A 22,811-nucleotide genomic window follows, 5' to 3' on the forward strand; every position below is an offset into this window, starting at 1 on the left:
CAAAGTTAAAAATTAGTATCAGAAATCATCATGACAAATACTCCATTATTAAATGGACGGGTTACTAGCTCACTCCCAGAAGACACATCTCATCAGGAAATTTTAGCTCCACAAATACCGCCCATATCAAGCAATGATTGGTCTGATGTTACCAAAGAATCACTTGATAGCTTACCCCAGATTTGGACTAGGGGACTACTATATTTTTTGGTTGTATTTGTGTCTATATTTTTACCTTGGGCAATGCTCTCGGAAGTAGATGAAACAGGTACAGCTATAGGGCGGACTGAGCCTAAAGAAAAGACAATTAGGCTTGATGCTGCCGTGGCTGGAACCGTTGCCGAAATTCGAGTTAAAGAAGGTGAATCAGTTAAGGCTGGGCAGACTTTATTGTTGTTAGAATCGGAGTTAGTAAAAGCAGATTTGCAGCAAGCGCAGGATAAGCTAGAGGGACAGTTAAACCGTCTTACTCAGTTAAAATCGTCAAAAAATCAGTTATTTGTATCTTTAGCAACTCAAGAGCAACAAAATCAATCTCAGCAGTTAGAAAAGCAAGCACAAATTGATCAAGCGCGACAGAGTTTGAATGCTCTAAAGAATGCCTATGAATTACAAAAAGATGAAAAGTTAGCTCAAGTTAATCAGGCACGACAAACTCTTGAACATAGTCGAACTACTAGTAAGTTAGTGGAAAGTAGTTTGGTAAGTACTCAGAGGGAAGTTGAACGCTATAGTAAACTAAAACAAGAAGGAGTTGTACCAGAAATTAATGTAGTAGACAAGAAGGATATAGCTCAAGAGAAGCAAAAACTATATGAACAAACTAAGTCAGATATAGAACAAGCTAAGTTAAGTCTGGCAGAACAACACAGCAGTTACGAACGAAATCTTCGTCAAACCAATGCAGATATTGAACAGGCTCGATTGCGACTAAAAGAACAGGAAAGGAGTAATGAAACTTTGACCCGTTCTTGTGAATTAGCTGTGCTAAAAATTCAAGAACAACAGAAAAGTCTAGAAACAGATATTACTTCGCTAAAGTCAGAAATTGCTCAAAGTCAAAGACAGATTGAATCATTAAAATTTCAGTTAGGACAACGAGATATCAAAGCTACTGCGAGTGGTGTATTGTTTCAATTGCCGATTGAAAAAGCTGGATCTGTTGTGCAGCCGGGGACAATGCTAGCGGAGATTGCATCACTTAATTCACCTTTAATAGTTCGCGCACAAATGGCAACTACTGAAAGTGGTTCTTTGCGAACAGGATTACCAGTAAAGATAAAATTTGATGCTTATCCTTTTCAGGATTATGGGGTTCTACCAGGGGAGTTAATTAAGATTTCTTCTACTACTACACAAATAGATACCCCTAATGGAAAAGTTGCAGCTTATAACTTAGATATTGCCCTAAAACAGAATTGTATTCCCTCTGCAAATAAATGTATTCCCCTGCGTCCAGGGGATACGGCGACGGCTGAAGTGATTATACGCCAACGTCGAATTATTGATTTCCTACTCGATCCGTTTAAGAAATTGCAGCAAGGGGGAGTGAAATTGTAGAAAAGCTAACCGCCTTCCCTACCTCCGCAGGATATGGGAATTGGGAATGTAGAGATATCCCAATACGGTTCGGTTAGTATATTTGGCTCTCGGAGATCCCCCCAACCCCCCTTAAAAAAGGCTTGCTCTTCCTCCTATTTACCCCCTTAAAAAGGGGGTCGCCGTAGGCGGGGGGATCTTAACCGAACCGTATTGAGAGATATCCTTGTTCAATTGAAGCTTATGGTGAAGGGATTATCTCAGTAAAAAATGTGGCTTATTTTTTTATCGCTATCCTCTCAATTTAAGGAGTTTCAGATGAAATGAAGAATCTTTGAGATGTTTTGCTTTGCTTAATATGAAAATTTAAGCATTATCTCATGTTTAATTTTGACAATCAAATTTAGGATAAATATCATGTCACAACCTATCACTATTACCAACGAAGACATTCTTCAGGAAGTTAAACTATCTTGTAAAATTCCTGAAATAGTTGAGCAGATTATTCACCGTAAAGTGATTATAGCGGCTGCTGAAGTAGCTGGGATAAAAGTAGAGGTTGAAGAACTTCAGAAAGCAGCAGACCAAATACGATTAGCGAATAAACTTGATAGTGCTGAAGATACTTGGAAATGGTTAGATAAACATGGTTTATCTATAGATGATTTTGAAGAAATTGCTTACATAAGTCTAATCTCTGGGAAGTTGGTAAAACATTTGTTTGCAGACAAAGTTGAACCTTATTTCTTTGAAAATCAACTAGACTATGTTGGTGTGGTGATGTATGAAGTTGTTCTGGATGATGAAGATTTAGCCATAGAACTCTTCTATACGATTAAGGAAGGTGAGATGAGTTTCTATGATGTTGCTCACAAATATATTCAGGATGTAGAATTGCGTCGCAAGGGTGGATATTTGGGGATAGTGCGCCGTCAGGATTTAAAACCAGAGATTTCTGCTGCTGTTTTTACTGCTAAACCGCCAGAGGTTCTTAAACCAATTGTGACTTCTAAGGGAATACATTTAATTTTTGTAGAGGAGGTTATTCAAGCATCACTAAATCAAAATCTGTATCAAAAAATTGCTACGAATTTGTATTTTGGATGGCTAAAAGTACAAAGTCAGCAAGCTGAATTTAATATTCAACTTGATTAGTCTTCAAGCTATGCCTAGAGTTTTAGCGGCGATTGTTACTCCTTACCAAAGCACCCAAACTTCGCGAAAATTCTCCAGGCTCGACATCAGTAAAAAACCGTCTTGAATTGATGATTTAAGTTCTTAGTAAGGACTTTAGTCATTATTTTATAAACACTAAAATCCTTACTACAAACCATCAAAACTAGCTAATTGCTTTATAAATCCAAAGCTTTTGCAATACCAGTGCCAATTGCATAGCCTACTCCAAACACTATGATTAGTAACTGGATTATACCTCCAGATGTTGACTCTAATTCATACTCTGTAAGCGCAATCATTAAGCTTTCGGCATCGGAAGAAATATCGATATCTGAAATTGTAATCTTAGCCATTTTGTAGACCTGTTATGAAGTATGAAGTAAAGTTGTTGATTTGAATTGAAATTAGACTTTGAATTCTCTGTTCTGATTATCATCATATTTTATAAAATTATATTTTATAAAATTCGTGATAACAAGATTTTAATTACGATATTTTTAGACAAAAATGATTTATTTATGTCACTATTTATTACCCAAAGCCATTACTATTTTTAGCAAAAACAATCTCTAGTATTTTTTTTAAATATGCAAATCTAATCTGGTGATATATATATAATATTTATGTCACTATTTGTTTATGTAATCCTTCAAGACTAGAGTCGAGAAAAAATCAACCCAAAATAAAGCTTTGATTGACAGATAATAAATATTTAATTTTTAGCATCAGATGAATTTATTCTTAGCAATTAATCAGCTTTCACTTCTCACAACACCTGCTTCCTGCTCAATGCGGTCTAGAGCTTTCTTTGCACGAAAAATAGTTCTCAAATAAGCTAGTTGGCTATTCCAAGGTGAACGAGGTAATAGGGTTGCTTGAGAGTCGGGAACAGTCGTATTTTCTGGAGGGATATCAGTAGAGATATTATTCATAAAAATGGTGTTTTGCAGTTTTTAATTACTAGAACCAACTAAAGATGATGCTAGATTTGCCTCTTCTTCCCAACTTTCTGGCCATTGAATGCGATCGCTAGTAAAATGAAGTGGATCGTTTTCAGGCCAAGGAGCATTTATTGGTTCCTCAATTAGCCCAAACTCCCCATTATCAAAGGGGTTTCCATCCGCCCGATGTTGGAGAAATACTCGCTCCCGAATACCGCCTTTTTCCTGAGTGAGAGCGCGATGATGACAATAAGGATTATTACCTCTCTTATCAAAGAAAACATGAGCAGTCCAACTGCAACCACCACGACAGAGTTCTGCAAATTCACAAGTCTTGCAAAAGCCCCATAGATGTGATGTTCCTTTGGGAGTATCAGCCCCTAAGTTAAACCGTAGTTCCTCGGTTTCTTCAATAATTGTTCGCAGTGAATAGTCGCGGATGTTGCCGCCAGTGTAGGCTGTGGTCGGTAGTGAGGGACAACCTTTGATAGCACCATCGGCTTCAATACCTAAAGCAGACAGTCCAGCGCTACATCCCTGCCAAAATGACCAAGCATCCCCACCCCGTAGCAATCGTTCATAGGGGCCGTAGTAGCCGATGTTATTCCCAGGCTGTACCTGTACCCCTTCTCGCTTTGCGCGTTGGGCAACACGAGCAATCATTGGGTATATATCCAATAGTTCGTAAGGTTGCAGTAAAATATCAGTATTATCGGCAGCATTGCCCATCGGTACAGTCAACTGAATTTGCCAAGCGAAGACTCCAGCATCGCGGAGATGCTCGTAAATTTGGGGAAATTCTGGTGCAGACAGACGATTGATTTGCGTATTGCAGCCGAAGGGGATACCTGCTTCCTTGAGATGGCTCATAGTCTTAAATGCCCATTGCCACGAGCCTTGTTTGCCCCGCAGGCGATCGTGAGTTGCTTCTAAGCCATCAACCGACACAGAAACCACGCCTATACCAGCTTCCTTCATCCGGCGGGCTGTGTCTAAGGTGATACCATAACCCCCAGTGGTCATACCACACAACATCCCAGCTTTGGTAATTGCTTGGGCAATCTCTAGCCAGTCAGGACGGAGAAAAGCTTCACCACCAATTATGGTTACTTCTGTAATTCCCACTTCGGCCATTTGTTTGACTAAATCAAGGGCTTCTGCTGTGGAAAGTTCATTTGTCCTTGTATGACCAGCACGAGAACCGCAGTGTTGACAGGCTAGATTACACTTGAGTGTAATTTCCCAAACGGCATAACTAATTCGGCGATAAGTCATTAAAATACCCTCAATTAATTTTTCTAGAAAGGGACAAACAAATCTCCATTCGTCGTGATAGATATTAGTTTGTTGTTAAAATTCGCTGCTTGTCATTTCGATTCTCCTTTGAATTTATGAAAGAGACGGACAAATCGCCATCCGTCCCTATAAAATTAATCTGTTCTATTAGCAACAGACGGTTCCCTAAGCTATGTCAGTTGGCCGAATAACTCCATATGATGGTTGTGGCCCTGGTTGTGGCCATGGACGTGGCCATGGACGTACACCTCCATATAATGGTTGAATTTTGCCCCACCCAGTTAATCCACCAAAAACTGCTGCCAGTTCTTTTTCGCTTAAATCCTTGAGTTCACCTTCATCATCGGCAGACTCTAGCAATTGAGCGGTATATTCTTCATACTCTTCTAGAGTGAAATCGTAGCCGGCAGCTTTAACTATTTGGCTACATTCTTCTTTACTATTAACGCCTTGAATTTGATTACGAAATGCTTCATCATTTGCTAGCGTTTCGTAAAAACCTTTGACATGTTCTAGAGACATAATATTCTCCTGACCTTGATTAATTAAATATCCGAAAATTATTGGTTTGATTGAACCGCCAGTAATGCTTTTCTCCTCTTCATCAGACAAATCTGACAGCGATTCTTTCACATCTAAAACTTGGTTGCGTCGTGCGGATGCATTATCAACTGCCTCTGCAATCAAGTCTGCAATTTAAATTTGACTTTTGAGATGCCTTTGATTCATTTACTTTGACATAATAATCTCCTGAAATTACTTAATGAAATCTTTGTTAGAAAGTTCTTTTGCCTGACAAACCTAATCTGTGGTTGTGCTTAACCAGCAGCTAGTTTTGATACTTGAATTGCTACTTCAGACGGATTGTAGTTATCTGTAATTACTTGCGGACAACGCATACAAGCTGCCTTGCCTTCTTGCTGCCACCACCGACAATCTCGGCGGATAGAACAAGGGGGTAATTCCTCTGTGACTGCGGGTAATTTTTCAGCAATTTGTTTCGCTAGACGACAATCTTGTCCATCAAAATGCAGACAAGCTTTAGCCGCGCAAGCTGTCGCCATCCGGAAAATTTCGGTGGGTGTAATTGGACTAGCTTTTGCTATGAGTTCATTGGTGATAGGTAGTGGCTGCTTGAGATAAGTTACACGGGGTTCTGTAACTGTTCCACTGACAATACCGAAAATAAAACTATCCACTGATTCTGGTCTAGCACTAGGGCAAAGTGTAGTTTTATCAGCAGCAATATCTTCCATCAATTAAGCCTCCAACTAAACAGAGTTTTTTATGACTACAAGGTCAAAGCTGGATTGATAATGATTCCGTAAATAAAAGGAGGTCTTCTAATAATCACACCATGTATTATTAGCCATATTCCACCTGCAACGTTTTTTGCTTCCTCATCAGACATAGATAACAAAGCTTCTTCTGAATCCAAAACTTCGTTTCGACGAGTCACAGCATTTTTCACAGCATCATCAATCAAATCGTTAATTTCAATTTGACTGTTATACTTTCTTTCTTTAGCTTCCATCTTGATTTTCCTCTTATTTTTTGGACTATTGATTATCTTTTAGGCAATTATAGTAATTAGTGTAATTCCCTAAGATGTCCTCATATTAGGAAAAAATAAGCTACTTACTCTATATCTTAATAACTCTAAATTAGACACAAATAAAACTTTTATGTCACTAAAAAATTATCGTTTTTTAGTTAAACCTTGTCCGTTTTGAAACCTGGAGTAGTGCAGGCATCTTGCCCGCTACTACCAGTAGGGAGCAAGATGCTCCCACTACTTTTAAAAACTATGGTTCTCAGAATAGATGTGGTTTAGCTCTATTTTTCTGTAGGGACATATATCATATATCTATCACTTGCTCAAGCTGTAAACTCTCGCATAGCAATTTAAATTTCATATCTCAGGCAATTTCGACCATTAACTAAAACATTTATGTCCCGAAAATATTGCCAATTGACAGAGGATGTCTAATGTCCAGTTACTCTATATCAAATTAAAGGAACATATAAACTCTAAAATGTCAAGATAACAAGCGATATTTTCCATAGCGCTAGGCGATCGCATGATCGCACTAAACTATAACTACTCCTCATTCACAACTTCTCGCCTGACAAACAAAGCTCGATAAACAGGTTCACCCTTTTTTTGCGTACTTATTTCCCGTTCTGTGGGGACTGGTAGGGGGTTCTCAGGCAACCATTCTCCTATACCAATTTTCTCAAAAGCTGGATTTTCAGCAAAGCGATCGCGCATTTCCACCGCGATAAATTCCATATCTGATTGCAGAAATACAACTCCTCCAACCGCAAGATAATTAGCTAAATCTGCCACTAGTTCTGGTTGGACTACACGACGTTTCGCATGGCGGGTTTTAAACCAAGGATCGGGAAATTGAATTGTAACGCGTTGTAACCTTCCTGAAGGGAGGGAAGATAAAAGCGAGTGCAGTGAGTTATTCACATTGCAAAATAAATAGTGCAGGTTTGTTAAACCTAACTCAGAACGTAACTTATTCGCCTCCACCACCAGAGGTTCCCGAATTTCCAAGCCTAGATAATTCCAATTGGGTTCTATCTTGGACATATTCAATAAAAATACTCCTTTAGCGCAGCCAATATCTAAATGTAGTGGTTGATTTGGCTTTACATAAATTTTTTCCCAGTCTTGGGGACTTGCTGGTGTTTGATACTTTTTACCAAGTGGATTAACATGCTGGCGGACTCGGACTGCTGCCAAAATTTGCTCTCCTTTACGTGAAAATATCTTGTGGCGAAACCCAGGTTACAAGGAAGTCTAACAAAAGTATGCCAAAAATTATCGGTCTATCATTCAATTACTTACCCAGCATCAAGTTTTATAGTAATCGCAGTCAAATACGCCTGTTTTTTGAGGTTTTCGAGAAATTTATATTTTGGAAGTCCCTCATTTTGCATTAATCTCTAGAATTAAAATGCCTTAACACATTTGCTTTAGTCATGGAGGGAGGAAACTTAAACAGTGGATATTTTAGATTTGTTTTATAAAGGCGGGCCAGCGATGTGGCCAATGCTTGTTTTATCGATTCTGGCTGTGAGTGTGATTTTTGAGCGTTTGTGGTTCTGGTTCCGAATTTTGACTCAAGAAAAGCAAATAGTCGATCGCATCCTGGATGCTGCCCAAGATAATTGGGAATTAGCTGCGGACATCGCTAAACAAGCGAGCGATCAGCCTGTCGGGCGTTTTCTCTATGCCCCTCTACGCTTAACGAAAAACGATGTGGAAACCTTTCGACTCGCGCTGGAGGCTACAGCAGAAGACGAATTAGCTGGGATGCGGCGGGGCGAAAAACTTTTAGAAGCTGTGATTGCCTTAGCGCCACTGCTAGGATTGTTGGGCACAGTTTTGGGTTTAATCCACTCTCTGGGCTCAATTAGAATTGGCGATTTGGGAACTGAATCCACTGCTGGGGTGACTACTGGTATTGGTGAATCCTTAATTAGTACGGCAAGTGGGTTAATAGTTGCGATTATTGCTTTGGTATTTTACCGCCTATTTCAAAGTTTTGTAGTCAACCAAGTCAAAGTTTTTCGCAAGGCAGGCAATGAGATGGAATTGCTCTATCGCCAGTCCCCACCTGATTTTAGCAATCGGACATCAGCAATTGTACGGGAAAATTTCACTCCACCCCGCAACCCAGGAAAAACTAGGCTTCCTGAACCTCCTGAACCCCCGAATACAGCTAATTAATAGTCAAAAATTCAACCTCCGAACCAGATTTTAGAGTAAGACATGAAAGTTAATCTACATACTCCAATTGAAGAAGTCCAAATTCAAATCATCCCTTTAATTGATGTCGTTTTTTGTATTCTGACGTTTTTTTTGTTAGCGGCATTACAATTTACCAGGCAACAGGCAATCAATGTGGATTTGCCTAAAGCCAGCCCTAGTAGCATATCTGGCATAACCTCACAGAGTGGAAGTGTGATTGTGACTATTGATGCCGTTGGTAATACTTATATAGAAAAGCAACCTGTAAAACAGGAAGATTTGAGACAGAGCTTAAAACAGTATCTCCAACAAAATCCCAATGCTGTTGTTGTCCTGAATGCTTCCCGAACAGCAACTTACAATGATGTAATTGAGACATTGGACTTACTGCGGCAAGTAGGGGGCGATCGCGTTTCTTTGGGAATTATCCCTGGCCCATCTCAACCACCCATAAACTCACTTAACCAACCGCTTGTCCCTGCTTTCCCAATCAATCCTGGTGCTGCACCAGTTCCGGGCATCAATCCTGAAGGGAATATTATCCCTAAATTTCCCTCAGCACCTAATTCTGTGCCCTTTCCTGCTGTAAGTCAGCCTCCAACTGGACAAGGCATCAGTCCTATCAATCCTGGTATTTCTAACCCACCAGCATCCCAAGCGCCTGTAGCACCCAAACAAACCCAACCTCCTCTTAAAAGATGATATAGGGATATGGGGCATTGGGCATTGAAAAGATGCAGAGGGGCAGGGTGCGGGGGGCGGAGGGGAAAATTCTTCTCCCTGCTCCCTGCTCCCTGCTCCCCATTTCTCTCTAATCTCTTTCCCAAACCTAAAGATATCTGAAATAAAATTCGGCTAGAGAAAAATTTACTGCTAATTTATAAATAATTGGTTGAGCTTTAAAGATTTTTCCACCGATAAACTGAAGTAATTTATCACCAATTGCCATTCACGTTTCAGGGGTTGTGGCATGAATATTGTGACGCTTTTAATTGTTTGGGTAGTAACAGCTATCAGCTTGTTGATTATTAGCAAATTGCCTCTGGGAGTCGAAATTGACACTCCAGGTAAAGCCTTCCTTTCTGCCGCAGTGCTTGGTATCGTAACGGCAATAGTCAGACCGATTTTAAGTCTCGTTTTTGCAGTACCAAATTTACTTACTTTAGACTTATTATCCAGCATTTTCACATTTATGATTGCTGTGGTTTGTTTTAGTATTGCTGCTTGGTTAGTCGAGGGCTTTCGCTTGCGTTACGGCATTTGGAGTGCTGTTATTGGGGCATTTGCGCTAACTATAATTAACAGCTTAATCTACAAAATATTGGGTGTCTGAAGCGAAGAGTTAGAATTTAGGAGTGATGATTTATTAGTAACTCCAAACTCTACTAATTTTAGATTTTGGATTTTGAATTTTGGATTGGAGTAAAAATCTAAAATCTAAAATCTAAAATCTAAAATTGAATAACTCTTAACTATTCGTTGGAACTTGGGGGAGCAACTGGGGTAGTAGATTGTTGTTTACGTTGCTCGCGTTTTTTGCGATCGGCTGAGAGCATATCTGCCATGACTATCAGTGCTTGCGCCATCTTGTCTAGGTTAGAACGGTATAACTCCAAATCTTTGTTGAGTTTGTCATCGGAAAGGTGCAGACCGGCTGCGATCGCTTTTAGCGCCTCAGTGAGTTGTTTTTCGTCTTTAACCAATTCGGGATCAGACTGTTCTAATAACGAAAATACACCAATTGCAAACAAACGGTTGTATTTAAAGTTAGGATTGTTGGCGATCGCTTGCAGTTGTGCTTGCAAGTCAGTATCTCTATCTAAGTAAGTACTTTGGCCCAGCCACCCAATTAAATCCTTAACTGGCAAACCTTTAGCTACAGCTTGCAGTCTTTGGGCATCCTGCCGATATTGTTGCGGATCTTTTTCTATAGCCTGACATAAGGCGTTAAAAATTGATTCTTGATCCCGTTCTGGTTGATAGCCTTCCATGAAACGATCAAAAGTAGTGACGACACCCAAGGCATAAATTGGATTGTAGCTAAAATCGATATTTACTGACAGCAGATGCATTTCTACCATCAATTCTTCTACTACCCGCCGATAAATAGTGTTAATCGGACGGGTGTGAAGATTGTAGAAAGTTCGCTTTGTATCAGAGACTGTACGGACGTTATTCACAAAGAAAAAAGAGAATGTTAAGGGCGACGTATCTTTATTCTGTCGCTTAAAGGCTACTTTGCCAAGTTGAGCTTTTAGCAAGTGACGGTTTCATTTACAATATATACACATCAGAAGTATTTTATAAGCTAGTAGTCATAGGAGATAAGACCTTTTATCCTAAAAAACTAGCCCAAAATTATTATCCTTAATGATTCGTTTATTGTATTCATGAACTTCTCGCCACAGTTAATTGCTTTAGGTGAGTACCTAACTGGTAAATTTGATAATCGGGAACAAGCCATAGCAGAACCAGTTTGGTATGTCCACCTGTGCCTGTGGCAAAGACCAGTTAATCTCTTCACAGAAGATAGCATCACCTTGTTTGCCGAACAGGCTAACGTTATCACCCTAGATCAACCTTATCGCCAGCGAATTATCCGATTGCGTCAGGGGAGCGACTCTGACACAACCGTGGAAGTACAATATTATATGCCTCAAAATCCAGGTGCATTAAGAGGCGCAGGTGATAACCCTGCTCTACTAAACACACTGACACCCGAACAATTAGATTTACTACCAGGTTGTATCCTAACAGTTACTCAGGAAAAACTAGCTGGCGATCGCTACAAGTTTACCGCTACCCCACCACCAGAGACACGTTGCAGCTTTACTTATCTTGGCAATAGCATTTATGTTTCTTTGGGTTTTGCAGCGACAGCGACAGAATTTTACAGCTACGACAAAGGAATTGATCCAGCCACCGGAAAAGCAACTTGGGGAGCGATTATGGGGCCTTATCGCTACAGCAAGCGAACTCAGTATTGAGTGCTGAGTGCTGTTAGCGGTAGCGGGGCGTTTAGCCCGTGCTGAGTTATGAATGAACTCCTCACTCTTAACTTCTAACTCCTAACTCTTTTTTAGCTGGCAATGCTACGAGGTACACCTTCTAAAGCTTCATCTTCTGTTTCAAAAATTTCAAAAACAGTATCCATCATCGTCACTTCAAACACGAGTTTGGCTTCTGGATGTACATTGCAGATGCGGAAACTGCCCTTGACTTTATCAGCATCACGCATTCCAGCTACCAAAGACGTAAGACCAGAACTATCAATAAAATTTACCTGAGCCAAATTTACAACTACATGGCGACTGAGTTTGGAAATACACTCCTGTAACTTCAGCCGAAATTGCCAAGCAGTGGTAATATCAAGACGGCCTGCTGGTGTCAGGATAATAACGGTGTTTCCGTCTTGGGTTGTATAAGTTTTTTGGTCTATATGAATCATTAAAGTCCTCCCCGTGACATTTCTCTTAAGATTAACTACTCGCAGAATTTTCTAATGCTGTCACTTGAGATTAACAAGCTATAGCTAAAATTGTCACCTTTTTCTGCTAAGTGCTTAACTCTAGTAGTTTAACTCAGGAAAATCGTGGGGATTGGGGATTGGGGATTGGGGATTGGGGATTGGGGATTGGGGATTGGGGATTGGGGATTGGGGACTGGGGGAAGATCGTTTAACGAACCGCAAAGGACGCAAAGAGCGCAAAGACAGATTCGGGACTGGGTGGGGATTCGGGACTGGGGGAAGATCGGATAGATTATCATAACTCCCTATTCCCTATTCCCTATTCTCTACTCCCCATTATTTCCAATTGATCCAATCTTGAGGTTTCAAGAATGTCTCATACAACTCGGCTTCGGGGGAATTTGGTTCCGGTTGATAGCCGTATTCCCAACGGACTAAGGGTGGTAGGGACATGAGAATTGATTCGGTGCGTCCGTTGGTTTGTAGACCAAAAATTGTGCCTCGGTCATAAACCAAGTTAAATTCTACATACCTTCCCCGGCGGTAGAGTTGAAAATTCCGTTGGCGATCGCCATACTCTATCCCATGTCGCCGTTCTACAATTGGTACGTAAGCTGGTAAAAATGCTCTGCCACAGCCTTGCACAAAGCCAAACAAATCTTCCCAATTGCGGGTTGCTGGTGTTCCTACCTGGTTGCTATAAATAGCCGCTTCTCCATTGGGATTTGGCCCGCGATATAAAGCACCCTGGCCATCTTGGTAATCAAAAAACAGACCACCTACACCCCTTGTCTCGTCACGATGCTTGAGGTAGAAATATTCATCACACCACTTCTTAAACACCGGGTAATACTCTGGGTGGTGTTGGTCGCAAGCCTGCTTTAATGTCTTGTGTAAATGTGTCGCATCTTCAGCAAAGGGGTAATAAGGTGTCAAGTCTAAACCGCCACCGAACCACCACACTGGCCCCGCTTCAAAGTAGCGATAATTTAGATGAACTGTGGGCACGTAAGGATTTTGAGGATGTAACACCATTGAAGTGCCCGTGGCATAAAACCCATGCCCTGCTGCTTCCGGGCGTTGGGCTAAAATTGAGGCTGGCAAATGGGAACCCCAAACTTCAGAAAAGTTTACACCTGCTTGTTCAAATATTGCACCATCTCGCAGCACGCGCGATCGCCCTCCCCCTCCTTCTGGGCGTTCCCAACTATCTTCATGAAACTTAGCTACACCATCTAGTTTTGCTAATGATTCAGTAATTTCGTCTTGCAGTTGTTTCATAAACTGACTGACCCTAGTTTGAGCGTCAGCTGCTGGCAAAGACTTGGATGATACTGCTTCTACAGTTGGTGTTTGCGAGTTGGTCAACATAGATTCCCGAACCTAAATTACAATTTCCAGAAAGCCACAAATTTTTCATTTTAAAATTTGGGGGAAACACGCACCAACAATCTACCTCTATTTGCCCAACCCGCTTTTTTCTTACTGGTTAAGCATTTATACGATTGATGGGCATCACTAGAGTTATTTAGTTATTTTCCCTCAAATGCGTATAGTCTTGTGTATTGAATTAGTTTTTTTTGAAATTCTTAATTGGAATATTTTGGTATAAAGACTAGATTTTAGTCTTAAGCTTGAGGTATCAAGGGTTTGACTGTCCTACTCAAAACTTTCTTGGCATATTGCTGATCTTGACTGTTAGGGTCTGTACCGAATCGAGGCTTGCTATGTTTAGGACATTTTTGAGAAAGTTTTAATTTAGGAGTTGAGCGTAGTTGCACACAATACCAGAGTTACCAGAAAGTGTCTAGGGAGGAGGATTAGGAAAATGCAAGGTTGGTTATCCAAATTCATCCACCGCAAACGTCGTCGTTTTTGCGCTTCTCTGGTGTGGACATATCGAGAGATTAGTTCTGCTTCTGTAGATGAACTGTGGCAAAAAGTGGTTGACTTAACAGACGTTTCCTGGCATCCACAACTTAAGAGTACTAATGTACCCTACGGATTAGTACCCAAACCAGGATTAATTTTCCAAGCTGTAACACGCTTTTCGCCAATTCCCATCAGAATTTTTGTGGAACGCGTCAATCCTAAAGAGATGCTGAGTATCCGAGTGATGGCGATTCCGGGAATAGAAGAACGGGTAACTTACCAAGTAGAGTCAACGGTTTGTGGTACTTGTTTGTCTTATTCTGTAACGCTACGCGGTTGGTTATCGCCCTTGATTTGGTCTTTATCCCGTCCTTACGCAGACCGTGTTGCACGGTCTTTAGTCGAGGCTGTAGAAAAGACGGCATTACCAGCAGTATCCGGTAAGAAAAAATCCCTTAATGACAGTTGTTTTGATTTTTAGGGACTGGGGATTAGGGACTGGGGACTGGGGACTGGGGACTGGGGACTGGGGACTGGGGATTGGGGATTGGGGACGAGGGAGAAGAATTTTCCCCTCCGCCCTCCGCACCCTGACCCTCCGCCTCTTTTCAATGCCCAATGCCCAATGCCCAATGCCCAAAGAAAGTTAAGATCCTATTAGGTAATAATGCTATTTGCTAAGTTTTATTACGGCAGTTGACAGTGATAAGGGAACTCCAAGAAATAAATTATCCAATATTGTGGGGTGGGCATCTTGCCCGCCCAGTCTAGAAGGCTCTCGTGTCGCCCACCCTACAAGAGTTAATTGAATATTTTTTTATTTGGAAGTCCCTAACGCTAAGCTGACCTTACTGAAGAAAGCATCCAGTTAATAGCTAAGACGTTCCCGACAATTGTATTTATTCATTTTGAATTTTGAATTTTTATGTACGATGTCCTCGATTCCCGCTCTGTCTTAGAAGTTTTGCGACCAGTAGAAGATCCAGAACTCCGTAAAAGTCTGGTAGAACTGAATATGATTCGCAACGTCACAATTGAGGGTGGTAAAGTTAGTTTCACTTTAGTGTTAACCACTCCCGCCTGTCCTTTACGTGAATTTATTGTCGAAGACTGTCAGAAAGCTGTCAAAAAACTCCCAGGCGTTACAGATGTAAGCATAGAAGTAACGGCAGAAACACCGCAGCAAAAAAGTTTACCTGACCGCACTGGCATTTCTGGGGTGAAAAATATCATTGCTGTTTCCAGTGGCAAAGGTGGCGTTGGTAAAAGTACGGTGGCGGTGAATGTCGCAGTGGCTCTAGCTCAAACTGGGGCGAAAGTTGGTTTGCTAGATGCTGATATCTATGGCCCCAATGACCCCACCATGCTGGGTCTATCTGATGCCCAAATCGTGGTGCGTTCCACTGAAACAGGTGACATTCTGGAACCTGCTTTTAATCACGGCGTCAAACTAGTTTCGATGGGGTTTTTGATTGACCGAGATCAACCAGTAATTTGGCGAGGGCCTATGCTCAATGGTGTAATTCGCCAGTTTCTCTATCAAGTTGAATGGGGAGAACTGGATTATTTAATTGTAGATATGCCACCGGGAACCGGAGATGCTCAGTTAACTTTAACTCAAGCAGTACCAATGGCAGGGGCAGTAATTGTCACCACGCCACAAACTGTAGCTCTGTTAGATTCTCGCAAGGGATTGCGGATGTTCCAGCAAATGAATGTTCCGGTATTGGGGATTGTGGAAAATATGAGCTATTTTATCCCTCCCGATCAACCAGATAAGCAATATGACATCTTTGGTTCTGGTGGTGGCTCCAAAACAGCCACAGAATTGGGAGTGCCATTGTTAGGGTGCGTACCACTAGAGATTTCCACACGAGTTGGTGGTGACAGTGGTGTACCAATAGTTGTTGGTGAGCCAGATTCAGCTTCGGCAAAAGCATTAACAGCGATCGCTCTTACCATTGCTGGTAAAGTATCAGTTGCCGCTTTGACATAAATTAATTTTAATTTCTATCTACTTCCTGGGCTATAGCTTGGGAATACTAGGGATTGGGTATGGGGTATGAGGAAGCAGAGGGGCAGGGGGCAGGGAGCAGGGAGCAGGGAGCAGGGGAGGATGAGGAAGATGAGGGAGAAATAATCAATCCCCAATCCCCAATCCCCAGTCCCCAATCCCCAATCCCCAATCCCCAATCCCCAATCCCCAGTCCCCAATCCCCAGTCCCCAACAATCAAAGTCTAAACTGACACAATGTTGTTAAAACGATCGCTCCCCAAAATTCGCTGGAAGTCTTGGGTTAAACCCTGGCAGTCTGTAGATTGGCTACTACTTTGTTTGCCTATTGCTATCAGTATCTTTGGCGGCACTATGATTCTCAGTACGGAATTGAAGCAGCCGGTAACTGACTGGTGGTGGCACTGGTTGGTAGCGGGTATTGGTGTGCTTATAGCCCTATTTTTATCTCGTATTCGTTACGAACTCTTGATGCAGTGGCACTGGGTAACATACTCATTAACGAACTTCAGTTTAATTGCCGTGATGATTGCTGGTACTAGCGCCAAAGGGGCGCAGCGATGGATTAATTTCGCTGGCTTTAACGTGCAACCCTCAGAATTTGCCAAAATCGGTATGATCATCACCTTAGCAGCTTTGTTACACAGGAACACTGCTTCTAGCCTGGAAAGTGTTTTCCGCGTTCTAGCAATCACCGCCATACCTTGGGGATTAGTATTTTTACAGCCAGATTTAGCAACATCAATGGTATTTGGTGCGATCGTCTTAGGAATGCTTTATTGGGCAAATGCTAACCCCGGTTGGTTAATTCTGATGATTTCTCCAGTGGTTGCCGCCATTTTGTTTAGTATATCTTGGCCATTCGCAGAGCCGATAGTTTTACTCAAAGAACTATCTTTTGGCCCATTAGGGCTAATTTGGTCAGTGGCGATGGCGATTGTGGGCTGGCAAACTCTTCCCTGGCGACGATTTGGTTTTGGCGCGATCAGTGCGTGGATTCTTAATATAGTGGGTGGCGAGTTAGGTGTTTTCGCTTGGAACCATATTTTGAAGCCGTATCAAAAAAATCGGTTAACTGTATTTATGGACCCCGATCACGATCCTCTCGGTGCTGGGTATCACCTAATTCAATCTCGTATTGCTATTGGTGCTGGTGAAGTTTGGGGATGGGGTTTGTTCAAGGGGCCAATGACACAACTAAATTTCGTCCCTGAACAACATACAGATTTTATTTTCTCCGCAGTAGGCGAAGAATTCGGTTTTATTGGTTGTTTGGTAGTGTTATTTGTTTTCTGTTTAATTTGCTGGCGTCTACTGCATGTTGCCCAAACCGCCAAAGACAACTTTGGTTCATTGTTGGCTATTGGCGTTTTGTCGATGATCGTGTTTCAGGTGATTGTGAACGTTGGTATGACTGTTGGTTTAGCGCCTGTGGCAGGAATTCCCCTACCCTGGATGAGTTATGGGCGTTCTGCTATGCTGACTAACTTCATTTCCCTGGGAATAGTAGAATCAGTAGCAAATTTTCGACAAAGGCAGAAGTATTATTGATTCGTCATTTGTCATTGGTCATTTGTCATTTGTAAGAACCAATGACCGAATTTTAGATTTTAAATTTTGGATTTTGGATTAAAGATTCAAAATCCAAAATTTAAAAAGGTTTCAAGCCCCTGAATTTATTCATGGCATAAATCTAAAATCCAAAATCTAAAATTTTAGATTCAAGCCCCTGCATTAATAAGCCACTGCGGTCTTGGGGTTCCCCCAAGTAGAGCAAGTGGCGTGCATGGGGATAATCTAAAATCTAAAATCCAAAATCCAAAATCTAAAATTGAGTGACCAATGACTATTAACAAGTATTAAGCTATTAGAAGGAAACAAGCGAGGCTAAAAACATGATTCTGCCTGGAGCAACTGTTCGCGTCAACAATCCCGCAGATACCTATTATCGCTACGAAGGACTCGTGCAACGGCTGAGTGATGGCAAAGTAGCTGTATTATTTGAAGGTGGTAACTGGGATAAATTAGTTACCTTCCGCCTGAGCGAATTGGAACTCGTAGAAACCACAGCCGGACGTAAAAAAGCCAAATAAAATTAGTTAGGAGTCAGAAGTTAGGAGTTATGATTCCTCAACTCCTAACTCATAACTCTTAACTCCTAACTCAGCACTGTTATGCGCCTCCCTTTACCACAGTTTGCCAGTGGCGATCGCCATCCCAACCACATTGCGGAGGTGATTGAGACTACTAGTACGGAATTTTTAGCTCAGTGTTTGGAACCGGAAGATTTAAGCTTTCCCTCCATGCCACCCTTTGGTAGTTGGGTCTGTTCTGTGGATGAAGAATCTGGCAATCAAATTTATGCTGTAGTGTACTATGCCACAACGATGCCCATAGATTCCGTACACCGGGCGAGGGCGTTGGGGTTGTCCTTGCAAGATTTACGAGAGGAACAACCGCAAATATTTGCTATGCTCCGCACAGAATTTCGGGCTGCGATCGTGGGATTTGAACTATCTTCACAAAATCAAAGTTATAACCAAAGAGTATATCAGTATCTTCCACCGCGTCCCCCGCAAATTCATCAAGCTGTTTATCGATGTGAACCAGAAGCGATCATTAAATTTACTGAAGAACTAAATTTTTTACGGACACTACTTTGTATCAATGGTGCGCCTATAGAGTCTTTGACCGCAGCTGCGATTCGAGATGTATACCAGTTACGTAAAGCTGACCGAGAATGGTTAATTAAAGCTGGACGTAGCTTAAGTGTGCTACTTAAAGACGACTATGATCGCTTGCGGTTCATTTTGAGTCAAATCCACCCGTAGGTAGTTAATTCTGAGACAATTACCTAGTTAGTGTAAGTTAAGATTTTCGATTTTTCGTCAGGTGGCTTCTCCATTTAGATCAATCAGGCGATCGCCCCAAGGTAATCGCAGTTTTACCATAGCCCCTTCAATTCCTATCTATGGAACTCTTATCACAAGTTCTTGTTCTGGAACCAACTTCCCAAGTTCTTGGCAAGGAACCCATTGTTCCTTTTGCTATTTTGTTGGTGGTCATCTTAGTTATACCCATCATGTTTGAGCGGCTAAGATTACCAGGATTAGTGGGTTTGGTTTTCTCAGGGCTAGTACTTGGGCCATCAGGCTGGAATCTATTTCAGCCTGACTCACCAATGATTAACCTACTATCAGACATTGGGTTAATTTATTTGCTGTTTGTCGCAGGGCTAGAAATCGATCTCGAAAAGTTCCGCCAAAGAAAAGGTCGCGCCTTGGGGTTTGCTAGCTTGACTTTCAGTGTACCTCTGGTAATGGGAACTTCACTAGGGCTAATTTTCGGCTATGGCTGGAACACTTCAATTTTAATTGGGTCTTTATTCGCTTCCTATACCCTTTTGGCATATCCGATAATCAGCCGTTTGGGAGTGGTAAACAACGAAGCTGTTACTGTCACCATTGGAGCGACAATTTTTACAGACATTGGTGCAGTGCTGATATTAGCCCTAACTGTAGCGATCGCTCATGCTGGAGAATTTAGCTTTGCTAAACTACTCACCTTGTCGGGTTGGTTAACTATTTACTCTGTAGCCGTTGTGACCGGCTTTGATTGGGCCGGCAAAGAATTTTTTAAGCGGTCTGGAGACGATGAAGGAAACAAGTTTTTGTTTGTGTTGCTTTCTGTGTTTCTAGCGGCCGTGGGCGCTCAATTAATTGGAGTAGAAAAAATTGTTGGTGCTTTTTTAGCGGGTTTAGCGGTGAATGAAGCTGTAGGTGCAGGCCCAGTCAAAGAAAAGGTGGTATTTATTGGCAGTGTGCTATTCATTCCTATTTTCTTTGTTGACCTTGGGTTACTGATCGATCTACCCGCCTTGGGGAACAACCTAGACACACTCAAGTTAACGCTGTTAATGATAGTTGGTTTGATTGTCAGTAAATTGATTGCAGCTTTGTTGACAAAACTGCTTTACCGCTACAAGTGGCAAGAAATACTCACGATGTGGTCGCTATCACTTCCCCAGGTTGGTACAACCTTAGCAGCAACCTTAGTGGGATATCGGGCTGGATTGCTGCCACTAGCAGTATTACACAGTGTCATTGTTTTAATGCTTGTGACATCAACCTTGGGGCCGTTGCTGACCAGTCGAATAGCTGTTGGTTTAAATTCTTCACCAGCCGAAGATCCAACACCACCCTTACCTGACCAAAATGCACCAGAGACAGATAGCGCTTTTACTATAGTCGTACCTGTATATAATCCTCAGACTCAGCAGTATTTAATTGAAATGGCGGCGTTATTAGCACGTCAGTCTCAGGGGAAAATTATACCGCTAGCGATCGCTAATGCTACTGCTCAGATGGATGCACCGCAGTTAGAAACGTCTCTACAACGAAGTGAGTGGTTATTGACCAGAGCTACGGCACAAAGTCTAGCCCTGGGTGTAGCCGCAGAACCAGTACTGCGAATTGATGATGCCTTTGCTCAAGGAATTAGCAGAGCAGCTCGCGAACAAAAGGCTAGTTTAATTGTTATGGGTTGGGGTAAACGGACTGGGTTACGAGCGCGTTTATTTGGGAATGTGATTGATGGCGTGCTTTGGGCATCCCATTGTCCAGTGGCGGTAACACGTTTAGTAGAATCACCGAAAAAAATTCAGCGCATTCTAGTACCAATAGAAAATTTAACAGCGCCAACATTACAGCCCGTACAATTTGCCCAGATGCTAGCAGAGGCAAATCAGAGCCACATTACTGTGCTGAATGTGTGCGATCGCCGCACTAGTTCCAGTAAAATTGCTTGGAGGCGATCGCACCTTTCCCTATTGGTATCAAAATTGGCTTTGGCCAATACCCCCGAAATTCAAATCATCGCTCACGAAAATGTTGCCCAAGCAATTTTGCAGGCAGCGCGGTTATATGATTTAGTAGTTTTACCTTTTATACGTAATCGTACCAGTCCTGGAGGGTTAGCCATTAGCGATGTCACAACTCAGTTAGCCAGACAACTCACTTGCTCCATAGTCATGCTTGGAGAACCGCAACGTACTCAAACTAATGTAATTACTTCTAATACAGCTACCAGCATTACATCTGCTGTATAATATCAGCTATAGTTTAGTTCACTTGAGTGGCTTGGGGTGTCAACCCACTCCCGACTAACTTCTATCCAACTAAAAATCTTAATAATCTTAAAAAGGCTTTATTTTGTTGAAGATTTGATAAAGCTCAGGTTAAAAAACAACAATTTTATAACAATGTTTGTTACTTTGCTAATTAAATTCTTCAGGAAATAGGTAAAAATATCACAAAATTACATCCGCAAAAAACTAGGTAGATTCAACAAACTTTTTGATTGAACCTTGTTCTTTTTATCGAACAGAATTCAGGAGTCAGGAGTCAGAATTCATTCTGAATTTTGTACGACTGGCAGATGAATAATCGGGTTTAAGATCCCCACCAAATTGAAAATTTGGTGGTCTTCAAGACGCTCGCGGACTCGCTCTAAGCGAAGCCATGCCGAAGGCTTTACGCTACGCTATCAGTCGCGGGTCTGAATGCCCGACTGATTTATTCTGACTCCTGAATTCTGACTTCTGAATTCTTCTTCAATTGTTTTGTATTTTTGTACCCAAGCTGGGTAATCTAAAAGCAAGTGCAATAGCTACTGAAAATATTTGTAAGTAACTGGGAAACTATGAGAATTTTGGTAACGGGCGGTGCTGGGTTTATTGGTTCCCATCTCATCGACCGATTAATGGCTGCTGGGCATGAATTAATATGCTTGGATAATTTTTACACTGGTCACAAACGCAACATTCTTAAATGGTTAGGTCATCCGTACTTTGAACTAATCCGCCATGACATAACCGAACCAATTCGCTTAGAAGTGGATCAAATTTATCATTTAGCTTGTCCAGCTTCACCTGTACATTACCAGTACAACCCAGTTAAAACCGTTAAAACTAACGTGATGGGAACACTGAATATGTTGGGGCTGGCAAAACGCGTGAAAGCGAGGTTTTTCTTAGCTTCAACTAGTGAAGTATACGGAGATCCAGAAGTTCATCCCCAAACTGAAGAGTATAGAGGTAGCGTCAATCCCATTGGGATACGTTCATGCTACGACGAAGGTAAAAGAATTGCTGAGACTTTAGCATTTGATTACTACAGGCAAAATAAAGTTGATATTCGAGTTGTGCGGATATTCAACACCTACGGGCCGAGAATGTTAGAAAACGATGGTCGGGTGGTAAGCAACTTTATCGTTCAAGCCTTACGGGGTAATCCTTTAACCGTGTACGGTGATGGTTCGCAAACTCGTAGTTTCTGCTACGTTTCCGATTTGGTAGAAGGATTCATCCGCCTGATGAATAGCGACTACATTGGCCCAGTTAACTTGGGCAATCCTGGTGAATACACGATTTTACAATTAGCACAAACCGTGCAAAATATGATCAATCCAGACGCGCAGATTAAGTTCGAGGCATTACCTTCGGACGATCCCCGGCGTCGTCAGCCTGATATCACAAAGGCAAAAACTTGGTTAAATTGGGAACCTACCATTCCTCTGCAAGACGGGTTAAAACTGACAATAGAAGATTTTCGCGATCGCATTCAAAGCGATGTCAATAATTCAATCACCTGAGTGGCATCTCGTGTCACTCTGATTTTTCATGCAGGCTCATCCCCGATAACTAATACGCTTAGTGGCTGAGTTTCCTGCCAGTGTATA

General features: G+C 41.7%; 24 protein-coding genes. 14 read left to right on the forward strand and 10 right to left on the reverse strand.

What is annotated here, in order from left to right; all coding sequences use genetic code 11:
• Window positions 1-30 precede the first annotated feature (30 nt).
• The gene (locus tag V7K76_RS34075; RefSeq protein ID WP_334776934.1) at window positions 31-1,560 is read left to right on the forward strand and encodes an HlyD family efflux transporter periplasmic adaptor subunit; all 1,530 of its coding nucleotides are present in this window, start codon (window positions 31-33) and stop codon (window positions 1,558-1,560) included.
• Window positions 1,561-1,956: 396 nt separating this feature from the next.
• On the forward strand, window positions 1,957-2,694 hold the full coding sequence (locus tag V7K76_RS34080) for a peptidylprolyl isomerase (RefSeq protein WP_334776935.1): 738 nt from the start codon (window positions 1,957-1,959) through the stop codon (window positions 2,692-2,694).
• Window positions 2,695-2,891: 197 nt separating this feature from the next.
• Here V7K76_RS34080 and V7K76_RS34085 read toward each other — a convergent pair whose 3' ends face one another.
• The 7 genes from V7K76_RS34085 to trmB form a co-directional block, all read right to left on the reverse strand.
• Window positions 2,892-3,068, reverse strand: a complete 177-nt coding sequence (locus V7K76_RS34085) for a class IIb bacteriocin, lactobin A/cerein 7B family (protein WP_334776936.1) — start codon at window positions 3,066-3,068, stop codon at window positions 2,892-2,894.
• A gap of 399 nt (window positions 3,069-3,467) precedes the next feature.
• Window positions 3,468-3,647, reverse strand: coding sequence for a hypothetical protein (locus V7K76_RS34090; RefSeq protein ID WP_334776938.1), 180 nt, complete (start codon window positions 3,645-3,647; stop codon window positions 3,468-3,470).
• 21 nt (window positions 3,648-3,668) lie between these two features.
• Window positions 3,669-4,931: a nif11-class peptide radical SAM maturase 3 gene (locus V7K76_RS34095; protein WP_334776939.1), complete on the reverse strand. Its 1,263-nt coding sequence runs from the start codon at window positions 4,929-4,931 to the stop codon at window positions 3,669-3,671.
• 186 nt (window positions 4,932-5,117) lie between these two features.
• Window positions 5,118-5,639, reverse strand: coding sequence for a Nif11-like leader peptide family natural product precursor (locus V7K76_RS34100; protein WP_334776941.1), 522 nt, complete (start codon window positions 5,637-5,639; stop codon window positions 5,118-5,120).
• 131 nt (window positions 5,640-5,770) lie between these two features.
• Window positions 5,771-6,208, reverse strand: a complete 438-nt coding sequence (locus V7K76_RS34105; RefSeq protein WP_334776942.1) for a nitrogen fixation protein — start codon at window positions 6,206-6,208, stop codon at window positions 5,771-5,773.
• Between the two features lie 35 nt (window positions 6,209-6,243).
• On the reverse strand, window positions 6,244-6,486 hold the full coding sequence (locus V7K76_RS34110) for a hypothetical protein (RefSeq protein WP_334776944.1): 243 nt from the start codon (window positions 6,484-6,486) through the stop codon (window positions 6,244-6,246).
• Between the two features lie 567 nt (window positions 6,487-7,053).
• On the reverse strand, window positions 7,054-7,707 hold the full coding sequence (gene trmB / locus V7K76_RS34115; RefSeq protein WP_334776946.1) for a tRNA (guanosine(46)-N7)-methyltransferase TrmB: 654 nt from the start codon (window positions 7,705-7,707) through the stop codon (window positions 7,054-7,056).
• A gap of 261 nt (window positions 7,708-7,968) precedes the next feature.
• Here trmB and V7K76_RS34120 point away from each other — a divergent pair, with 261 nt between their 5' ends.
• The 3 genes from V7K76_RS34120 (at window position 7,969) to V7K76_RS34130 (ending at window position 10,051) form a co-directional block, all read left to right on the forward strand.
• Window positions 7,969-8,697, forward strand: coding sequence for a MotA/TolQ/ExbB proton channel family protein (locus V7K76_RS34120; RefSeq protein ID WP_334776947.1), 729 nt, complete (start codon window positions 7,969-7,971; stop codon window positions 8,695-8,697).
• Between the two features lie 42 nt (window positions 8,698-8,739).
• Window positions 8,740-9,420, forward strand: coding sequence for an ExbD/TolR family protein (locus V7K76_RS34125; RefSeq protein ID WP_334776948.1), 681 nt, complete (start codon window positions 8,740-8,742; stop codon window positions 9,418-9,420).
• A gap of 268 nt (window positions 9,421-9,688) precedes the next feature.
• Window positions 9,689-10,051: a phage holin family protein gene (locus tag V7K76_RS34130; protein ID WP_179066968.1), complete on the forward strand. Its 363-nt coding sequence runs from the start codon at window positions 9,689-9,691 to the stop codon at window positions 10,049-10,051.
• A 139-nt stretch (window positions 10,052-10,190) separates the two neighbouring features.
• Here V7K76_RS34130 and psb29 read toward each other — a convergent pair whose 3' ends face one another.
• Complete coding sequence (gene psb29 / locus V7K76_RS34135) at window positions 10,191-10,898, reverse strand: photosystem II biogenesis protein Psp29 (protein WP_334776950.1); 708 nt, start codon at window positions 10,896-10,898, stop codon at window positions 10,191-10,193.
• 210 nt (window positions 10,899-11,108) lie between these two features.
• Between psb29 and V7K76_RS34140 the strand changes: the two genes are divergently transcribed.
• A complete protein-coding gene (locus tag V7K76_RS34140; protein ID WP_334776951.1) occupies window positions 11,109-11,705 on the forward strand; it encodes a chromophore lyase CpcT/CpeT in 597 nt (198 codons plus the stop codon).
• 92 nt (window positions 11,706-11,797) lie between these two features.
• On the opposite strand, the gene V7K76_RS34145 is transcribed toward V7K76_RS34140, so the two are convergent.
• Both V7K76_RS34145 and hemF read right to left on the reverse strand, forming a co-directional pair.
• Window positions 11,798-12,166, reverse strand: a complete 369-nt coding sequence (locus V7K76_RS34145; protein WP_179066965.1) for an STAS domain-containing protein — start codon at window positions 12,164-12,166, stop codon at window positions 11,798-11,800.
• A 357-nt stretch (window positions 12,167-12,523) separates the two neighbouring features.
• Entirely contained in the window at window positions 12,524-13,558 is a 1,035-nt protein-coding gene (hemF, locus tag V7K76_RS34150; RefSeq protein ID WP_334776953.1) for an oxygen-dependent coproporphyrinogen oxidase, read from the reverse strand.
• Between the two features lie 457 nt (window positions 13,559-14,015).
• Between hemF and V7K76_RS34155 the strand changes: the two genes are divergently transcribed.
• From V7K76_RS34155 to V7K76_RS34190, 8 genes are all read left to right on the forward strand, one after another.
• Entirely contained in the window at window positions 14,016-14,540 is a 525-nt protein-coding gene (locus V7K76_RS34155; RefSeq protein ID WP_334776954.1) for an SRPBCC family protein, read from the forward strand.
• Between the two features lie 444 nt (window positions 14,541-14,984).
• Entirely contained in the window at window positions 14,985-16,055 is a 1,071-nt protein-coding gene (locus V7K76_RS34160; protein WP_334776957.1) for an Mrp/NBP35 family ATP-binding protein, read from the forward strand.
• Window positions 16,056-16,114: 59 nt separating this feature from the next.
• Window positions 16,115-16,306 (forward strand): hypothetical protein, encoded by a 192-nt coding sequence (locus V7K76_RS34165; RefSeq protein ID WP_335030426.1) that lies wholly within the window; start codon window positions 16,115-16,117, stop codon window positions 16,304-16,306.
• A gap of 4 nt (window positions 16,307-16,310) precedes the next feature.
• Window positions 16,311-17,624 carry a rod shape-determining protein RodA gene (rodA, locus tag V7K76_RS34170; RefSeq protein ID WP_334776958.1) on the forward strand — a complete coding sequence of 438 codons (1,314 nt, stop codon included), beginning with the start codon at window positions 16,311-16,313 and terminating at the stop codon, window positions 17,622-17,624.
• A gap of 344 nt (window positions 17,625-17,968) precedes the next feature.
• Window positions 17,969-18,166, forward strand: coding sequence for an NAD(P)H dehydrogenase subunit NdhS (locus V7K76_RS34175; protein WP_179066960.1), 198 nt, complete (start codon window positions 17,969-17,971; stop codon window positions 18,164-18,166).
• Window positions 18,167-18,247: 81 nt separating this feature from the next.
• Window positions 18,248-18,904 carry an HAS-barrel domain-containing protein gene (locus V7K76_RS34180; protein WP_334776959.1) on the forward strand — a complete coding sequence of 219 codons (657 nt, stop codon included), beginning with the start codon at window positions 18,248-18,250 and terminating at the stop codon, window positions 18,902-18,904.
• A 140-nt stretch (window positions 18,905-19,044) separates the two neighbouring features.
• The gene (locus V7K76_RS34185) at window positions 19,045-21,180 is read left to right on the forward strand and encodes a cation:proton antiporter domain-containing protein (protein WP_334776960.1); all 2,136 of its coding nucleotides are present in this window, start codon (window positions 19,045-19,047) and stop codon (window positions 21,178-21,180) included.
• 593 nt (window positions 21,181-21,773) lie between these two features.
• Entirely contained in the window at window positions 21,774-22,724 is a 951-nt protein-coding gene (locus V7K76_RS34190; protein ID WP_334776962.1) for a UDP-glucuronic acid decarboxylase family protein, read from the forward strand.
• The last annotated feature ends 87 nt before the right edge of the window (window positions 22,725-22,811 follow it).

Source organism: Nostoc sp. (assembly GCF_036917975.1).
Taxonomy (GTDB): domain Bacteria; phylum Cyanobacteriota; class Cyanobacteriia; order Cyanobacteriales; family Nostocaceae; genus Nostoc.

Bases quoted from the DNA above. Each gene is read 5' to 3' on its own strand.
- V7K76_RS34075 (WP_334776934.1), top strand. From the start codon at position 31: ATGACAAATACTCCATTATTAAATGGACGGGTTACTAGCTCACTCCCA.
- V7K76_RS34080 (WP_334776935.1), top strand. From the start codon at position 1,957: ATGTCACAACCTATCACTATTACCAACGAAGACATTCTTCAGGAAGTT.
- V7K76_RS34085 (WP_334776936.1), bottom strand. From the start codon at position 3,068: ATGGCTAAGATTACAATTTCAGATATCGATATTTCTTCCGATGCCGAA.
- V7K76_RS34090 (WP_334776938.1), bottom strand. From the start codon at position 3,647: ATGAATAATATCTCTACTGATATCCCTCCAGAAAATACGACTGTTCCC.
- V7K76_RS34095 (WP_334776939.1), bottom strand. From the start codon at position 4,931: ATGACTTATCGCCGAATTAGTTATGCCGTTTGGGAAATTACACTCAAG.
- V7K76_RS34105 (WP_334776942.1), bottom strand. From the start codon at position 6,208: ATGGAAGATATTGCTGCTGATAAAACTACACTTTGCCCTAGTGCTAGA.
- V7K76_RS34110 (WP_334776944.1), bottom strand. From the start codon at position 6,486: ATGGAAGCTAAAGAAAGAAAGTATAACAGTCAAATTGAAATTAACGAT.
- V7K76_RS34125 (WP_334776948.1), top strand. From the start codon at position 8,740: ATGAAAGTTAATCTACATACTCCAATTGAAGAAGTCCAAATTCAAATC.
- V7K76_RS34130 (WP_179066968.1), top strand. From the start codon at position 9,689: ATGAATATTGTGACGCTTTTAATTGTTTGGGTAGTAACAGCTATCAGC.
- V7K76_RS34140 (WP_334776951.1), top strand. From the start codon at position 11,109: ATGAACTTCTCGCCACAGTTAATTGCTTTAGGTGAGTACCTAACTGGT.
- V7K76_RS34145 (WP_179066965.1), bottom strand. From the start codon at position 12,166: ATGATTCATATAGACCAAAAAACTTATACAACCCAAGACGGAAACACC.
- hemF (WP_334776953.1), bottom strand. From the start codon at position 13,558: ATGTTGACCAACTCGCAAACACCAACTGTAGAAGCAGTATCATCCAAG.
- V7K76_RS34155 (WP_334776954.1), top strand. From the start codon at position 14,016: ATGCAAGGTTGGTTATCCAAATTCATCCACCGCAAACGTCGTCGTTTT.
- V7K76_RS34160 (WP_334776957.1), top strand. From the start codon at position 14,985: ATGTACGATGTCCTCGATTCCCGCTCTGTCTTAGAAGTTTTGCGACCA.
- V7K76_RS34165 (WP_335030426.1), top strand. From the start codon at position 16,115: ATGGGGTATGAGGAAGCAGAGGGGCAGGGGGCAGGGAGCAGGGAGCAG.
- rodA (WP_334776958.1), top strand. From the start codon at position 16,311: ATGTTGTTAAAACGATCGCTCCCCAAAATTCGCTGGAAGTCTTGGGTT.
- V7K76_RS34175 (WP_179066960.1), top strand. From the start codon at position 17,969: ATGATTCTGCCTGGAGCAACTGTTCGCGTCAACAATCCCGCAGATACC.
- V7K76_RS34180 (WP_334776959.1), top strand. From the start codon at position 18,248: ATGCGCCTCCCTTTACCACAGTTTGCCAGTGGCGATCGCCATCCCAAC.
- V7K76_RS34185 (WP_334776960.1), top strand. From the start codon at position 19,045: ATGGAACTCTTATCACAAGTTCTTGTTCTGGAACCAACTTCCCAAGTT.
- V7K76_RS34190 (WP_334776962.1), top strand. From the start codon at position 21,774: ATGAGAATTTTGGTAACGGGCGGTGCTGGGTTTATTGGTTCCCATCTC.